This window comes from Paracoccus versutus, from assembly GCF_000763885.1.
Lineage (GTDB): Bacteria > Pseudomonadota > Alphaproteobacteria > Rhodobacterales > Rhodobacteraceae > Paracoccus > Paracoccus versutus.
Window position 1 is genome coordinate 1 of sequence record NZ_JRKO01000039.1, and the last position, 14,623, is coordinate 14,623.

Here is a 14,623-nt window from a genome sequence, read left to right on the forward strand (position 1 = left end):
GGGGAAGGAGACGGTTCCCTCCTTCCTTCCCCAGACCCCATCCTTCTCCCGGACTGGTGAAACAGGGGCTTGGGAAAGACGGCTGGGGGCCGAAGCAGTTCCATGGCGCCACCGATGGGCTTTGCATCACCTTCGGCGCTTGGTCGGGACCGGCGCATTTTGCTTCGGAGCAGAAGGAGAACCGGCGCCGGCCGGCAAAAGAGCCGGCCATCCGCGGGCGTTTCGGCGGATGCGGAAAGAAGCTGATAACCCCTCTAACAGGCTGAAAGTAATGGATAAAATGCCACAATCCGCTTGCGTTAGCGCCCTGTTTTTGCTAGACTATTCGTAAGTCGAGCAGGTGGTCGACACCGGCCGGCGCCATGCTCCCCGCAACGCGGGGTCGGGGTGGTGGAAGGGGCCGGACGGATCGGCCCCCGAAGCCGGAGACGAGCCTATGCATACCGCGACATTCGAGATCAACATCCCCGGCAACCCGCTGGCCCGCCGTATCAACCTCGAGGACATCGAGATGGGCATGGACGCCGATGCCGGGGTCAGGGCCCGCGCCAGCCGCGACAGCATGACCCTGACGGTCATTGTCCGCGCAACCGATGCCGCAGACGCCGCCGATTGGTTGCAAAAGGCTGGCCTGATCTGACCACCATCAGCCCCACGCTCCGACAGGAGAACAGCCATGACCTGTGAAACCGAGACCACCGCCCTCGCGGCGAAGATCCACGCCGAATGCGAGTTCGGCTTCGACCGCAACGACATCCACGAAGCTCTCGAACTGCTCGGCCAGATGGTCGAATACGGCGCGACCACCGCAGCGGAGATCGAGGAATTCCTCCGTCTGCGCCGCGCACAATACGAGGCCGACCTCGCCAGCGACTGACGCCGCGAGCGGAAGCCGGTTCAGCGCCGCCCGTGCGAGTGTTCCCGCAGCAAGGTCAGGTATTCCCCGCCGACCATGGCCCGCGCCTCGGCGAGGATGCGGGCCAGCTGTCGGCGCTCGGAGGCAGATTTCCACTCGGCGGCGCTGAGTCCGCTGAAATCCGACCGGAACAGCACCCCGGCGATGTCGCGGCGCGAGGCGCCGGAGGCGGCACCGTCCCAGGCGCGCAGCATCAGGACCGCCCGTTGCCGCTCCGATGCCGAAAGCGCCTGCAGGGACGGGATCGGCCTGACCGGCCTGCCGGTCAGCAGCCGGTGGAACCGCCGGATGCCGTTCAGCCGGAGCATCAGATCCTCGTCGAGCGGCACCAGGACCGCCAGCCTGATCCGGGCCGCGCCACGGGGAAACCACAGCCGGTGATCGCTGTCCGCATCGGCGACGATGCCGTGCAGCCCGTCACGGGCGTGCAACATCGGCGCCAACGGTAGGTCGGCCGGGCCGAGCAGGGCTGGCCGGTCGTAGCCTTCGGGTGCCGCGGTGAGGATCAGGGCGGCGGGAAACGCATCAGGACGCCAGAGCGGCCGCGCCTCCGATGCCGGAAGGGCCGGATCGACCGGGAAACATCAGCCCCCAGCGGCGGGCCATCCGGGCGATCTCCTCTCTCGCGGCATCGGCAACGGGCGCCCCGCGCCCGATATGCTTGCGGATCCGGGCATATTCCGCCCGATAGCGGCGGTTGCGGCGCAGGAACTGGAAGGTCATCCGGGCGCGGTCGAGCGTCCGGAACCGGTCGTCATATCCCGGAGACCTCCAATCGGTGGAAGACGGCATGGCTCTGTTCTCCATCGGAAGGAAAGGCGGGTCGGAAACCGGGAGTATGCGGACAACCGGCAATTGCGCGAAGATCGCCGCCGGGAATACGGGGCAGGCGCAAACGACACAAAAGCGCAGACAAATAGGGCCGACGTTCCCTGCGTCAGCGCAAGCCGGGTTTCAGAAGCTGACGGTAGCCGGCCTCGGTCATCCAGCGCGCCCGGGCCAGATGGCTGTCGTGAACGCGCTTCGCCCGGTCCGGATCGGCGTCCACATCGAGACCGAAGACGATCCGGGCGACCTCGCGCCAGTCCGCGCCGTCCTCCTCCGCGTCGAGCAGCCGCAGATAGGTGGTCAGATGGGCCTCGTCGTAGCCGGTCAGCCGTTCCGACTGCGGCGGGGTCTCCTCGAAGGCGTCAGCGGCCATGGGGCTCTCCTGTATCCGAGCCGTGTCCAGGATGGGGGACGCGGCGTTCCCTTTCTAGGGGAAACAACGATACCGGGTATCGGGCATTTCCGAATACACGGATTCCGGAATGGGTAGGAGCGTGTCCTGGCGATCGGCGCAAACCTGCGAATTGTCGCGCAAACGGGCAAACAGCCGCCGACAGCTTACGTCTTGTCGCGACGCAGCAGCTCCACCGGGTCGACCTCCAGCACCGCGGCGAGCTTTTCCAGCATGTCGACCGTCGCCGCGTTCTCCTCGCGCTCCAGCATACCGACATAGTTCCGGTTGATGTCCGCACGGTCGGCAAGCTCCTCCTGCGACAGGGATTTCTCCTGTCTCAGCCGGCGCAGATTCCTCGCAACTCGCTCCCGCAGTCTCATGCCGGAGGAGTCGCCGGGCACCCGATCCGGTGCCACCCAGTATAATGGGGATTCGTGAGCCGGCCAAGCTTTTCGTCGACCGGGCTCCGGCCCCCAGCGAAGGGGGTGACAAAAACCGGGCCGTCATTCTGTCACTCCGGCCTGGTGCCGCTTTTGCGCCATCGTCGCCGCAATCCCGCCTCTCCGGCGGGTCTTGCGACGGAGACCGACGATGCAGAACGAACCCGATCCCGCCTGGCCGCGCTTCGTGCGCACCGAGGAAGCCGCCCGGCTTCTGGACCTCTCGCCGCGCACGCTGGAAAAGCACCGTTGCGGCGGCACCGGCCCGGTCTACCGCAAGCTCGGCGGCCGTGTCGTCTACACCATCGCCGATCTGCGCGCCTGGATCGAGGGCTCGGCGCGGCAATCTACATCGGAGATGGCGACGGCGGCACGCTGTCCCGATGGGCGAGTCGCCGGCAGCATAGGTACTGGACGGGGAAAGGCGCGATGACCTCTTCACTGTCCCTGCGCCGCATCTGCGACGGCCGGCAGATGGACCTGTTCCGGCCGGTCGCCCGCGACATCGCCGCGCGCGATTCCCGCGACCTGATGTCCTGGCCGTTCTTCTCGCTGGCCAAGTCGCGCCGGGTGGTGCCGATCGATTTCCACATGGGTGCGGTCTCGATCCGCGTCGAGGCGACGCCGGAACACGGCATGGCGACGATCTGGGATGCCGACATCCTGATCTGGGCCGCCAGCCAGATCGTCGAGGCCCGCAACCACGGCTTGCGGACCTCCCGCCTGATGGCCGCGACGCCCTACGAGATCCTCACCTTCATCGGTCGAACCGATTCCGGTCTCGGGTATCGCCGCCTGAAGGCCGCCCTCGACCGGCTGCAGTCGACGACCGTCGCCACCTCGATCCGCCAGCCGGCGGAGCGGCGGCGGCACCGCTTCTCCTGGATCAACGAATGGAAGGAACTGCTCGACGACCGGCGCCGGTCGCTGGGGGTCGAGCTGATCCTGCCCGACTGGTTCTATGCCGGGGTGATGGACGACGCGCTGGTCCTGACCATCGACCGGGCCTATTTCGACCTGAAGGGCGGGCTGGAGCGCTGGCTCTACCGGCTGGTGCGCCGCCATGGCGGCCGCCAGCCCGGCGGCTGGAGCTTCGACCTCCGGCACCTGCACCTGAAGTCCGCCAGCCTCTCGCCCTTCAAGCGCTTTGCCTTCGAAGTCCGGGCCATCGTTCAACGCCAGCCGCTGCCCGGCTATCGCCTGTCGTTTGCCGTCGGTTCCGACGGTCTGCCGCGGCTGTGTTTCCAACCCGAAGACAACGATCCGCGCCGGCCCTCGGGCGGCGGGATCAGATTGTGAACAAGCTGTGGAACCTCTCGTACTATCCGGAACCCCTCGACCCGTACTATCGGGAACCCGATCCTCGTACTATCGGGAACCCGGAGGCCGTGTAACCCTGCTGAATCCGAACAGGAATTCGGCCCCTCCTAACTTACCTAACTTAAGGAATCCTAACATTGTAGGGGCGCGACAGGCGGTGGATAACGCCGTTTTTCCCCTTAAATCGGAGACTGACAGAGCCCCGAAAAGGGGTGACGAATGAACGCGCGCCCCTCCGAAACCGTGAAATCCGCGCCGGTCCCGATCACCGAGGTGGACCTGATCTGGCAGGAGAGCCGGGACGAGCACTGGCTGCGCTTCGGGCGGTTCTGCCACGAACATCGGATCGGCAGCCAGCGCCGGACCCTCGGCTTCGCCCCCGGCAGCATCTTCGCGCTGGTGCGCTGGGCGGGCAACGATTTCGGCACCGTGGTTTCGCGCCTCGACATCCTGCGCGCCGTCGGGCCGGGCGAGCCGTTCCAGACGCTGACCTGCGTCCGTCCCGGCGCCGAGATCCTGCTTCGGATCAGCGGCTGGCCCAAGGTCGAGCGGGTGCTGCAGGCGGTCGACGCCATCGAGGCGCTGGGCATCGATCCTAGCGAGGTCTCGCCGGAGCACTGGCGGCATGTCCATAACCGTATCACCGCGGGGGAGCCTTTCCGGACCTACACCAGGGCCCAGCACGCCGCCTGGGTGAAGCGCCGGAGGGTGGGCGGATGACTGCGGATCACGCACACCTTTCTCTGCCGTTCCGCGCCCTCGACCTCTTCAGCGGTGCCGCGGGCGGCTGGTCGCTCGGCCTGCATCGCGCCGGGCTCACCACCATCGCCGCCTGCGAGATCATCGAATGGCGGCGCGTCCTCTATTCGGAGAATTTTCCGCATGTCAGACTCTACGCCGATATCCGCGGCCTCACGGCAGCTCGACTTGTTTCCGACCTCGGATGCCTGCCCGAGATCATCGTCGGCTCGCCGCCCTGCCAGGACATCAGCAGCGCCAACACGAAGGGCAAGGGGATCGAGGGTGAACGCTCGGGCCTCTATCTCGAGGCCGTGCGGCTGGTCGGAGACTGCCGGCCTCGCTGGTTCGCTTTTGAAAATAGCTCTAACCTCAGAACTCGCGGCGCCGACCGGCTGCTCGATGAGCTGGAAGCGCTCGGCTACGCCTGCTGGCCATGCGTGGTGGGTGCTGCGGATATCGGCGCAAACCATGTCCGCAAGCGGTCCTGGCTCATCGGCTGCGATCCGCAGCAGCTTGCCCACACCCGTGTCGCAGTCCCAGCAAGGCGGGATGCGGCTGGAAGGGGGCTCGGGGGCACGGAAGGCAATGAAGGAGTCGGGTCTCTCCGACCTGTTCCGCAACCGTCCCTTGCCGACGCCGATGGCCTCGGACGGGATGAAGGACGGCGCCGGCGGCGGGGCGGGATCGACCTGGCCGCTGCGCATGATCCTCGCCACGCCGCGGAAGACGGATGCGGATCGGGGCGGCCGGGGCGATCTGCTGAGCCAGTTGCAGGGCCACAACAGCCGCCACGCGGGGATGATGGGCACGCCGACGGCGAATGCGGCGCCACGGGGCAGCGTGCTGCGCAGGCACAAGGGCCGGATGACCTCGGATCAGGACCGTTTCGACCGCAGGCCGACGATCGGCGAGGCGCTGCATTTCGACGGACGGGCGCCCGAGACCCTGCCGACGCCGACCAAGCGGGACAGCCGCATGGACGGCTGGAGCCCGGCCTACGACCGCCGCAAATCGCCGACCATGGACGCGGTGATGGCCAGAGCGATGGATGGTGCGATGACGGATCGCGCGCCGGACAAATGGGCCGGGGCGCGGGCGCTGGCGGCGATGCTGCGGAGCCATGGCCTCACTGGAACGGCGGCATTGCCCATCACATACGCATGGATGATGGGATTTCCGCCTGGCTGGCTCGGACGCGCATTGCGCTCGGCAGCCGCAAGGGGACGTCTGCGGCGAGCCTGATCGTCGAGGCCTTCGGCGACGCGGTGGTGCCGCAGATCCCCGAGGCCATCGGCCGCGCCATCCTGCGCAGCGAGGCCGCGCTGAACGCGGTCCTCGGCGGCGCATCAATGGTTGACCCTGCCGCAGACACCGCATGCACCAGCGCAGACGGCGGCAATGCCGGTGCCGACGACCATGCAGCCGCCGGTCGCACCGCCGATGCATCCACCGACAATCCTGCGGATCCCAGGGGTGCGTCATGATGCGCAGAACCCGCGCCGCCTATCTCGCCGCAACCGGCTTCGCAGTATTGGTGATCGGCAGCATCTCCGTCACCGACATCTCGCCGCGGCTGATCTGGAACGCCAGTGCCAGTCTGCCCATCGGCCTCTACCGCGTCGAGCCGCCGATCCTTCTCGCCCTCGGCGATCTGGTCGCGGTCACGCCGCCCGAACCGCTGGCCCAGTTTGTCACCGCGCGCGGCTATATCGGCCCCAGCGTGCCGCTGCTGAAGCGCGTCGCGGCGCTTCCCGGCTCGCGGGTCTGCCGCAGCGGCAGCACGATCACCGTCGACGGCCAGATCCTCGGCGCGGCGCGCGAGCGCGACCGCCTCGGCAGGCCGCTGCCCTCCTGGCAGGGCTGCCGGGTCGTCGGCGAAGATGAGATCTTTCTCATGAACCGGGAGGGTGGGGACAGCCTCGACGGCCGCTATTTCGGCCCGCTCCCGGTCAGCAGTGTCACCGCCCGCATCGTTCCGCTCTGGACCGATGCGGCGGGCGGCGGCCGCTTCCGCGGGCCCGTGGCCAGTGCGGACACGGCCCCCGATCCCACCATCAACCACCAGCACATGGAGAGATAACATGCCACAGATCGGAGAATTCACCCGCACGCAATCCGGCTACGAGGGCCGCATCCGCACCGTCACCCTCGACCTGAACCTGGTCTTCGTGCCGGCGCACAATGCCGACATCGAGAAGGCGCCGGATTACCGGATCCATCTCGATGGCGAGGACGGCCCGGAGATCGGCGCCGGCTGGACGCATAGCGGCGAGAAGGCCGGGACCTACATCTCAGTCGCCCTCGACGATCCCGCCCTCGTGCAGCCGATCCGCGCCCGGCTGTTCCAATCGGACGAATCCGGTCGTTCCTGGGCGCTGCACTGGTCGCGCCCCAGAAAACGCGACGAGCGGGATTGAGCCATGCCGGTTTTCCGCGATCACCATGCAGACGGGCGGGCTGGCGCCGCCAGTCGCATCGCCTCCCTTCTGCTTTCCGGCCTGGCCTTCACCGCCCTCCCGGCCGCCGGCTCGCTGGCGCAGACCGTGCCACCGGTCGCGCAGCAGGCTGGCGATCCCTTCGCGGCCCATGTCGCGGAAGCCTCGCTGCGCTTCGGCATCCCGCCCGGCTGGATCCGCGCCGTGCGCCATGTCGAGAGCCGCGGCGATCCGCAGGCCGTCTCGCCGAAGGGCGCCATGGGTCTGATGCAGATCATGCCGGAGACATGGGCGGCGCTGCGCGCCCGCCATGCTCTCGGCAGCGATCCGTTCGATCCGCGCGACAACATTTTTGCGGGCGCCGCCTATCTGCGCGAGATGCACGACCGCTACGGCAGCATCGCCGGCATGCTGGCCGCCTACAATGCCGGGCCGGGGCGCTACGACGAGCATCTGGTCTCGGGCCGGGCTTTGCCGGCCGAGACCCGCGCCTATGTCGCCACGCTCGCGCCGCTGCTCGGCGGCGAGCCGCTGCCCGGCGCCGGTTTCTCCGCCGCACCGCCAGCCGACTGGCGCGAGGCACCGCTCTTCACCGGCAGCATGGCCGGCGGTTCGGATGCGGAACGGTCGCAACCCGGCGGTCTGTTCGTGCGTCGGTCCGATGCAGAACCAGCGCAGTCCGATGGCGCCTTGGCTGCCGATCCAGGACCGCCTCCCGAGCCGTCCGACACCACTTCAGACGCCCGCGCACCGCAATCCGACGGGCTGTTCGTCCGCCGCTCCGACGCAGGATCGGTGCAATGAAAAAACATTCCAGACGTTGCGCCACCTGCACAGATGGGAGCCCGTAGTCATGAAGATCGCCTACGCGGACCCACCCTATATCGGCTGCGCACATCTCTACCGCGCCCGACCCGATTACGCCGGCGAGGTCGATCATGCGGCGCTGATCGACCGGCTGGAACGGGACTACGACGGCTGGATCCTGCACGCCGCCGCGACGCCGCGCTCCTTCGCCGTGCTCGCCCCGCTGGTCGAGCCGACCGGCGCCCGCTGGATGGCCTGGGTGAAGGGGTTCGCCGCCTTCAAGCGCAACGTGCCGGTCGCCTGGGCCTGGGAGCCGGTGATCGTCAAGCCCGCCCGCAAGCCCGTGGTCAGCAAGCGGCTGGTGCTGCGCGACTGGGTCCAGGAAAGCATCACCCTGCGCCGCGGTTTGACCGGCGCCAAGCCGGAAGCCGTCTGCCACTGGTGCTTCGAGATGGTCGCCGCGCGGCCCGAGGATACGCTCGAAGATCTGTTTCCCGGCACCGGTGCCGTCACCGCGGCGTGGCACTCATGGCAGCGAAAGTTCACCCTGCCGGACGATCCGCTGCCCGCCTTTCCTCAGCCCGACAGCGCCCGCCGCGGGCGATCCCGTCCAGGAGGCTCGTGATGAGCGTTTATCGGGGAAATCGCGCTGTGGGGTGCAGCGGAGAAAGAACGGGCGGCGCGGCCCTTTGGGCCACGCCGCCCTTGAAAAACATGCAAGATAAAAGCCCGCGAGGTGCGGGCTGGACGGTCGGGGGTGTTTGCCGGGGTTTCGAGGCATTTCCGCACCTCGCGGCGCCAAACCGCACCTCGCAGCTTCGCGGATTATGCAGGTCTTCGAACGAATCCCGCACCTCGCAGGAGATCAGGCCATGAGCAACGAGGACGATTTCCGCATCCGCCCCGGGCGCATCCGCTCCAGCCGCAGCCAGCGTGCCCGGCCTTTCCTGGCCCAGGCGCTGGCTGCTGCCCAGAAGGCCGGCGGGCGCGTCTCGCGCGGCGGCAGGATCGTTTCGCCGGGGGCATCGCGCTTCGGCCGGGGCCGTAGCGCCGCTGTCCGCGCCAACAGGCTGATCACCCGCCGCACCCGGCTCTGCACCGTCAAGGTCCGGGTGGTGCGCAGAACCGCGCAGGTCGCCGCGCTGCCCCGGCATCTGGGCTATCTCGGCCGCGACGGCGTCACCCGCGGCGGGGAGAAGGCCCGCATGTTCGACCCGCACACTGACAATGCCGACGTCAAGGAGTTCGCCGAGCGCAGCGAGGACGACCGCCATCATTTCCGCTTCATCGTCTCGCCCGAGGATGCCGCCGACATGGCCGACCTGAAGCGCTTCACTCGGGACTTCATGGCGCAGGTGGAAAAGGACCTCGGCACGGAGCTGGACTGGATCGCCGTCGATCACTGGAACACCGACAATCCCCATGTCCATGTCATCCTCCGGGGACGGGCGGACGACGGCAAGGACCTGGTCATCTCGCGCGACTATATCCGCGAAGGGTTGCGTGGTCGGGCGCAGGATCTGATCACGCAGGAACTTGGGCCGCGCCATGACCACGAGATCCGCCGCAACCTGGTGCGTCAGATCGAGGCGGAACGCTGGACCGCGCTCGATCGCCAGTTGGTCCGGGATGCCGGCAAGTCCGGCATCATCGACATGGCGCCACCCGCCGATGGTCCGCGCGACGATTACCTGCCGCAGAAGGTCGGTCGGCTGCGGCATCTGGAACGCCTCGGCCTGGCCGATCAGGTCGGGCAGGCGCAATGGGTGATCCGGCGCGAGGCCGAGACCGTGCTGCGCGACCTCGGCGAGCGCGACGATATCATCAAGCGCATGCATCGCGCTCTGTCGGGGCAGGGGATCGAGCGCGGCGTTTCGGACTACGTCTTCGCCGGCGAGGCCGATGGCCCGATCCTCGGCCGGCTGGTCGAGCGCGGCCATGACGACGAGCTGAAGGGCAGCGCCTATGCGGTGATCGACGGTGTTGATGGCCGTACCCATCACTTCCGGCTGCCGAGTTTCGACGCCGCCGGCGACAGCGCCCCCGGCTCCATCGTCGAGTTGCGCCGATACGAGGATGCGCGCGGCGAGCGCCGCGCCGCCCTCGCCGTCCGCTCCGATCTGGATATCCGTGCCCAGGTTACCGCGAGCGGTGCCACCTGGCTCGACCGCCAAGCGGTAGCCCGCGATCCCGTGGAACTGTCGGAGGCCGGCTTCGGCATCGAGGTGCGCCAGGCGATGAAGCGGCGCGCGGAACATCTGATCGAGGAGGGGCTGGCCGAGCGGCAGGGCGGCCGCGTGGTCTTCGCGCGGCGGCTGCTCGACCGGCTGCGCGAGCGCGAGGTCGGTGATCTGGCCGAGAGGCTTACCCACGAGACCGGCCTGCCGTTCGACCGGACGACCGGTGGCGAGCATGTCGCGGGCACCTATCGCCGGCGCTTCGCTCTGGCCTCGGGCCGCTTCGCCATGATCGACGATGGACTGGGTTTCAAGCTGGTCCCGTGGACGCCCTCGCTCGAGCGTCATCTTGACCGGCATGTTTCGGGCATCGCGCGCGGCGATGGCGGCGTGGACTGGAGCTTCGGCCGCAAGCGCGGGTTGGGATTGTGAGATCACCGACGAGGGCCAGCCCTTCAAGGCATGGGAATGCGACCACGCCCACCTTGACGATCAGCGGGATCATCCCATATGACTACAGATAGTCATAGTGAGGATCGGCCATGAAGGAACTCCAGCTCAGGGATGCGAAGGCGACGCTTTCCGCCGTGGTCGATCAGGCCGTGGCCGGCGAGCCGACGGTGATCACCCGGCACGGCCGCAAGGAGGCGGTGCTGCTCTCCTTCGAGGAATGGCAGCGCATCTCCCGGGTGCCGGATTTCGCCGATCTGCTGCTGGCCTTCCCCGGCGAGCCGGAGGACATCCCCGAACGCGCCCGCAAGCCTGCGCGGGCGCTGCGGGATACGGGTCTCTGATTCTTGTATCTGCTCGACACCAATATTCTCTCGGCCTCCGCGCCGACGCGGCGCGATGCCGATGCAGAGGCGCTCGCGGTCTGGATGCGTGCCTATAGCGACCGGCTCTATCTCTCGGCCATCACCATCGCCGAGATCGAGGCCGGCATCGCCCGCGCGGTCAGGATCGGCGCCAGCAGCAAGGCTCCGGCGCTGCGCCGATGGCTCGCCGCCATCGAGCATTTCTACGCCAGCCGGATACTGCCCTTCGGCATCGGGGAAGCGCGTCAGGCCGGCGCGATCCTCGACCGGGCGCGCGCCCATGATCCGGGCTTCGAGGACATCGCCATCGCGGCGACGGCCGCCGCGCACGGTCTGACGGTGTTGACCGCCAACGAGCGGCATTTCGCGCCGCTCGGCGTGCCCTATGCCAATCCGCTGAAGGAGCTGCCCGCGTCTTAGGAGCATAAGTCTGCTGCGAACCCGGCGATTCGCTGCATCGGGTGGCCGTAAATCATTCGGTCATGGTGGGATCTATCGGCGGCTGCAGGATTGACGTCAGATAGACGGGTTTCACATCGCTGGCGGCCGTGCGCCGAAGCCCGCAAGTATTTTTACGTCTCCCTGCGACAGGCTGCGATCAGCGCCAACATCGCGGTTGAAACTTGCGACGGACGGGTTTTCCTCATTGCATCGGATACCTGCAGGGAGGCTGGAACCGCCTTGTCCGGCACGAAGATCCTTTGGGGCCAGATTCTCATCGTCTTCCTGATCGTGTTGATCTTCGTCTGGTCGGGGACGCAATGGACGGCCTGGCGGCTCGGCTTCCAGCCGCAACTGGGTCCGGCCTGGTTCGAGATCGGGGGCATTCCGGTCTACTACCCGCCGGCGCTGTTCTGGTGGTGGTACTTTTATGACCCCTACGCCCCGCGCATTTTTGTCGAGGGCGGCATCATCGCCGCCTCGGGCGGCTTCCTCGCCATCGGCATCGCCATCCTGATGTCGGTTTATCGGGCCCGCGAGGCCGAAGACGTCGAGACCTACGGCTCGGCCAAATGGGCGGGCCGGGCCGAGATCGAGCGGGCGGGGCTGCTCGGCTCCGACGGCGTGGTGCTCGGCCGATACGATCAGGACTATCTGCGCCACGACGGGCCGGAACATGTGCTCTGCTTCGCGCCCACCCGCTCCGGCAAGGGTGTCGGGCTGGTGGTGCCGACCCTGCTGACCTGGCCGGGCTCGGCCATTGTCCACGACATCAAGGGCGAGAACTGGCAGCTCACCGCCGGATTCAGGGCCAGGCATGGCCGCGTATTGCTCTTCGATCCCACCAATGCGGGTTCCGCCGCCTACAATCCCTTGCTGGAGGTGCGGCGCGGCGAATGGGAGGTCCGCGACGTCCAGAACATCGCCGACATCCTGGTCGATCCCGAGGGCTCGCTGGAAAAGCGCAACCATTGGGAAAAGACCAGCCATGCCCTGCTGGTCGGCGTCATCCTGCATGTGCTCTATGCCGAGGAGGACAAGACCCTGGCGCGCGTCGCCGCCTTCCTCTCCGATCCGCGGCGCTCGATCGAGGCGACGCTGGCGGCGATGATGAAGACCCCGCATCTCGGCGAGGCCGGACCGCATCCGGTCATCGCCAGCGCCGCACGGGAACTGCTGAACAAATCCGAGAACGAACGCTCCGGCGTGCTGAGCACGGCGATGTCCTTCCTCGGCCTTTATCGCGACCCGGTCGTGGCGGCCGTGACGTCGCATTGTGACTGGCGCATCGCCGATCTGATCGCGGGCGAGACCCCCTCGACGCTCTATCTGGTGGTGCCGCCCTCGGACATCTCGCGCACCAAGCCGCTGATCCGGCTGGTGCTGAACCAGATCGGCCGGCGGCTGACCGAGGACCTGCATGCGAAGGACCGCAGGCACCGGGTGCTGATGCTGCTCGACGAGTTCCCGGCGCTGGGACGGCTCGACTTCTTCGAGAGCGCGCTGGCCTTCATGGCCGGCTACGGCATCAAGTCCTTCCTGATCGCCCAGTCGCTGAACCAGATCGAGAAGGCCTATGGCCCGAACAATTCGATCCTCGACAACTGCCATGTCCGGGTCAGCTTCGCCACCAACGACGAGCGCACCGCGAAGCGGGTCTCCGACGCCCTCGGCACCGCCACCGAGATGAAGGCGATGAAGAACTATGCCGGCCATCGCCTCGCCCCCTGGCTCGGCCATATCATGGTCTCGCGCTCCGAGACCGCCCGGCCGCTGCTCACCCCCGGCGAGGTGATGCAGCTGCCACCCGAGGACGAGATCGTCATGGTCGCCGGGACCCCGCCGATCCGGGCCAGGAAGGCGCGCTATTATGCCGATCCGCGGTTCCGCGAGCGGGTGTTGTCGCCTCCTGAGCCGCGCGAGGTCGTGCCATCGCAACGGGTAGACGACTGGACGGGGCTGAAGCCGCCGAAGCCGAATCCCGCGGGGCAGGGGGCAGATGCCCGTGCGGCGCAGAACACCGGTCGTGGGCAGGCCGGCACGAACGCGTCCGGGGATGCGGACAATGCCGGTTTGCGCCGCGAGCCGGGGCTGGAGCCCTATCAGGACATCGCCCCGGAACCGGCTGCGCCTCCCCAGAACGAATTCGATCCGGACTTCGATGCCTCGGAGCGGCAGGCGGTCCGCAATCGGGGTCTGGTGCGCGACATGCGCCGGGTTGCGCGCCAGATCTCCATGAACCAGGACGATGGGTTGGAGCTTTGAGCCATGCCGGAACATGCCGACAAGAAGAAGCGCCTCTCGGTCTATCTCGATCCTGACCTGATGCTGTTGCTGGCCGATTATGCCGACCGGCGCGGGAAATCCCGCTCGCTGGTGGCCGAGGCGGCCATCGCCTCCTTCCTGACTCCCGATGCTGATGAGAGACAGGAGGCGGCGATGGCCCGGCGGCTCGATCGTATCGACCGCAGCATTCAGCGGCTGGAACGCGATATCGGTATCGCCAACGAGGCTTTCGCGATCTTCATGCGCTCCTGGCTGACCGCGACCCCGCCACTGCCCGAGGCGGCGCAGGCCGCCGCGCAGGCGCAGGGCGGCCAGCGCTACGACCGCTTCCTCGAAGCCCTCGGCCGCCGCCTCGCCAGTGGTCCTAAGCTGCGGCAGGAAGTGCCGGAGGAGCGCGAGTAGGCTATGTGTTCCGGATCAGTGCGGCCAGTCCTCATCGGCCCAGTCCCGCGAGGTATGGATGACGCGCAGGATGACGACGCTTTCCCGGCCGGCAATGACCCGCAACTCGTAAGCGATGATATAGGGCAGGCGGCTGACGGATTTCTCATAGTTGCCGGTGACCCGGCCGGGGCGCCCGGTTGCCATGTCTCCGAGGGCTGCGTCGGTGTCCCGGAGCCGATCCGCAACCCGTCGCGCGGCTGCCGGGTTGTCCTGGGCGATGAAGGCGATCTGCTCCTTGATGTCGTCCAGGGCCGTGCGGGCCCAGGTCACCGGCCGCTTCACGATTTTCCTGTGTGCTTCGCTTCCGCCGCGTCGAGCACGGCATGGATCTCGGCCATGGCCTCGTCATGGGACACGACGCGGCCAGCCGCCGCATCGGCCATGCCGCGCCGGATGCCGTCGATGATTTCCAGCTCGCGCTCGACATAGGCGGAAACGGCCTCGGCCGCGAGGAACGACTTGCTGCGCCGGGTTTCTCCGGCGATCCGCTCCAGCTTCCGCTTGGTCTCGGGGGAAACCCGAATCGTCATGGTGGTGCTCGCCGTCATGGTGAAAGCCTTGTGCTGTGCTGTGTACAAG

The 14,623-nt window shown here is 67.6% G+C and carries 22 protein-coding genes; 16 read left to right on the plus strand and 6 right to left on the minus strand.

Annotated features, from left to right (window positions below):
* The 3 genes from IT40_RS29660 to IT40_RS17245 all read left to right on the plus strand — a co-directional run.
* On the plus strand, positions 1-266 hold a 266-nt coding region (locus IT40_RS29660; RefSeq protein ID WP_208855405.1), incomplete at its 5' end, for a hypothetical protein.
* A gap of 170 nt (positions 267-436) precedes the next feature.
* The gene (locus IT40_RS17240) at positions 437-640 is read left to right on the plus strand and encodes a hypothetical protein (RefSeq protein ID WP_036757802.1); all 204 of its coding nucleotides are present in this window, start codon (positions 437-439) and stop codon (positions 638-640) included.
* 36 nt (positions 641-676) lie between these two features.
* Positions 677-877 carry a hypothetical protein gene (locus tag IT40_RS17245; RefSeq protein WP_036757803.1) on the plus strand — a complete coding sequence of 67 codons (201 nt, stop codon included), beginning with the start codon at positions 677-679 and terminating at the stop codon, positions 875-877.
* A 20-nt stretch (positions 878-897) separates the two neighbouring features.
* Here IT40_RS17245 and IT40_RS27760 read toward each other — a convergent pair whose 3' ends face one another.
* The 4 genes from IT40_RS27760 to IT40_RS17265 form a co-directional block, all read right to left on the minus strand.
* Positions 898-1,425, minus strand: a complete 528-nt coding sequence (locus IT40_RS27760; protein ID WP_425011772.1) for a DUF2285 domain-containing protein — start codon at positions 1,423-1,425, stop codon at positions 898-900.
* Between the two features lie 16 nt (positions 1,426-1,441).
* The gene (locus IT40_RS17255; RefSeq protein WP_052096106.1) at positions 1,442-1,708 is read right to left on the minus strand and encodes a transcriptional regulator domain-containing protein; all 267 of its coding nucleotides are present in this window, start codon (positions 1,706-1,708) and stop codon (positions 1,442-1,444) included.
* A 145-nt stretch (positions 1,709-1,853) separates the two neighbouring features.
* A complete protein-coding gene (locus tag IT40_RS17260) occupies positions 1,854-2,117 on the minus strand; it encodes a DNA -binding domain-containing protein (RefSeq protein WP_036757804.1) in 264 nt (87 codons plus the stop codon).
* 185 nt (positions 2,118-2,302) lie between these two features.
* The gene (locus IT40_RS17265; RefSeq protein ID WP_036757805.1) at positions 2,303-2,518 is read right to left on the minus strand and encodes a helix-turn-helix domain-containing protein; all 216 of its coding nucleotides are present in this window, start codon (positions 2,516-2,518) and stop codon (positions 2,303-2,305) included.
* A gap of 211 nt (positions 2,519-2,729) precedes the next feature.
* On the opposite strand from IT40_RS17265, the gene IT40_RS17270 reads away from it, so the two are divergent.
* The 13 genes from IT40_RS17270 (at position 2,730) to IT40_RS17330 (ending at position 14,002) form a co-directional block, all read left to right on the plus strand.
* A complete protein-coding gene (locus IT40_RS17270; RefSeq protein WP_036757806.1) occupies positions 2,730-3,011 on the plus strand; it encodes a helix-turn-helix transcriptional regulator in 282 nt (93 codons plus the stop codon).
* Positions 3,008-3,877, plus strand: a complete 870-nt coding sequence (locus tag IT40_RS17275) for a replication initiator protein A (protein WP_208021343.1) — start codon at positions 3,008-3,010, stop codon at positions 3,875-3,877. Before IT40_RS17270 ends, IT40_RS17275 begins: the two co-directional genes overlap by 4 nt.
* A gap of 240 nt (positions 3,878-4,117) precedes the next feature.
* Positions 4,118-4,618 (plus strand): DUF2840 domain-containing protein, encoded by a 501-nt coding sequence (locus IT40_RS17280; protein WP_036757807.1) that lies wholly within the window; start codon positions 4,118-4,120, stop codon positions 4,616-4,618.
* On the plus strand, positions 4,615-6,123 hold the full coding sequence (locus IT40_RS27765) for a DNA cytosine methyltransferase (protein WP_036757808.1): 1,509 nt from the start codon (positions 4,615-4,617) through the stop codon (positions 6,121-6,123). Before IT40_RS17280 ends, IT40_RS27765 begins: the two co-directional genes overlap by 4 nt.
* On the plus strand, positions 6,120-6,719 hold the full coding sequence (locus IT40_RS17290) for a S26 family signal peptidase (RefSeq protein ID WP_052096098.1): 600 nt from the start codon (positions 6,120-6,122) through the stop codon (positions 6,717-6,719). The genes IT40_RS27765 and IT40_RS17290 overlap by 4 nt, the downstream gene beginning before the upstream one ends.
* A 1-nt stretch (position 6,720) precedes the next feature.
* Complete coding sequence (locus tag IT40_RS17295) at positions 6,721-7,056, plus strand: DUF736 domain-containing protein (protein ID WP_036757809.1); 336 nt, start codon at positions 6,721-6,723, stop codon at positions 7,054-7,056.
* 3 nt (positions 7,057-7,059) lie between these two features.
* Positions 7,060-7,878: a lytic transglycosylase domain-containing protein gene (locus IT40_RS17300; RefSeq protein ID WP_036757810.1), complete on the plus strand. Its 819-nt coding sequence runs from the start codon at positions 7,060-7,062 to the stop codon at positions 7,876-7,878.
* A 49-nt stretch (positions 7,879-7,927) separates the two neighbouring features.
* The gene (locus IT40_RS17305; protein ID WP_036757811.1) at positions 7,928-8,506 is read left to right on the plus strand and encodes a hypothetical protein; all 579 of its coding nucleotides are present in this window, start codon (positions 7,928-7,930) and stop codon (positions 8,504-8,506) included.
* Between the two features lie 247 nt (positions 8,507-8,753).
* On the plus strand, positions 8,754-10,490 hold the full coding sequence (locus IT40_RS17310; RefSeq protein ID WP_036757812.1) for a relaxase/mobilization nuclease domain-containing protein: 1,737 nt from the start codon (positions 8,754-8,756) through the stop codon (positions 10,488-10,490).
* A gap of 110 nt (positions 10,491-10,600) precedes the next feature.
* On the plus strand, positions 10,601-10,852 hold the full coding sequence (locus IT40_RS17315) for a type II toxin-antitoxin system Phd/YefM family antitoxin (RefSeq protein WP_028714431.1): 252 nt from the start codon (positions 10,601-10,603) through the stop codon (positions 10,850-10,852).
* A 3-nt stretch (positions 10,853-10,855) separates the two neighbouring features.
* Complete coding sequence (locus tag IT40_RS17320; RefSeq protein ID WP_036757813.1) at positions 10,856-11,293, plus strand: PIN domain-containing protein; 438 nt, start codon at positions 10,856-10,858, stop codon at positions 11,291-11,293.
* A 261-nt stretch (positions 11,294-11,554) separates the two neighbouring features.
* A complete protein-coding gene (locus IT40_RS17325) occupies positions 11,555-13,579 on the plus strand; it encodes a conjugal transfer protein TraG (RefSeq protein WP_036757814.1) in 2,025 nt (674 codons plus the stop codon).
* 3 nt (positions 13,580-13,582) lie between these two features.
* Positions 13,583-14,002, plus strand: coding sequence for a ribbon-helix-helix protein, CopG family (locus IT40_RS17330; protein ID WP_036757815.1), 420 nt, complete (start codon positions 13,583-13,585; stop codon positions 14,000-14,002).
* A gap of 15 nt (positions 14,003-14,017) precedes the next feature.
* Here IT40_RS17330 and IT40_RS17335 read toward each other — a convergent pair whose 3' ends face one another.
* Together IT40_RS17335 and IT40_RS17340 are read right to left on the minus strand one after the other, a co-directional pair.
* Positions 14,018-14,326 (minus strand): type II toxin-antitoxin system RelE/ParE family toxin, encoded by a 309-nt coding sequence (locus tag IT40_RS17335; RefSeq protein ID WP_036757816.1) that lies wholly within the window; start codon positions 14,324-14,326, stop codon positions 14,018-14,020.
* Complete coding sequence (locus IT40_RS17340; protein ID WP_036757817.1) at positions 14,323-14,592, minus strand: CopG family ribbon-helix-helix protein; 270 nt, start codon at positions 14,590-14,592, stop codon at positions 14,323-14,325. Before IT40_RS17340 ends, IT40_RS17335 begins: the two co-directional genes overlap by 4 nt.
* Positions 14,593-14,623 lie beyond the last annotated feature (31 nt).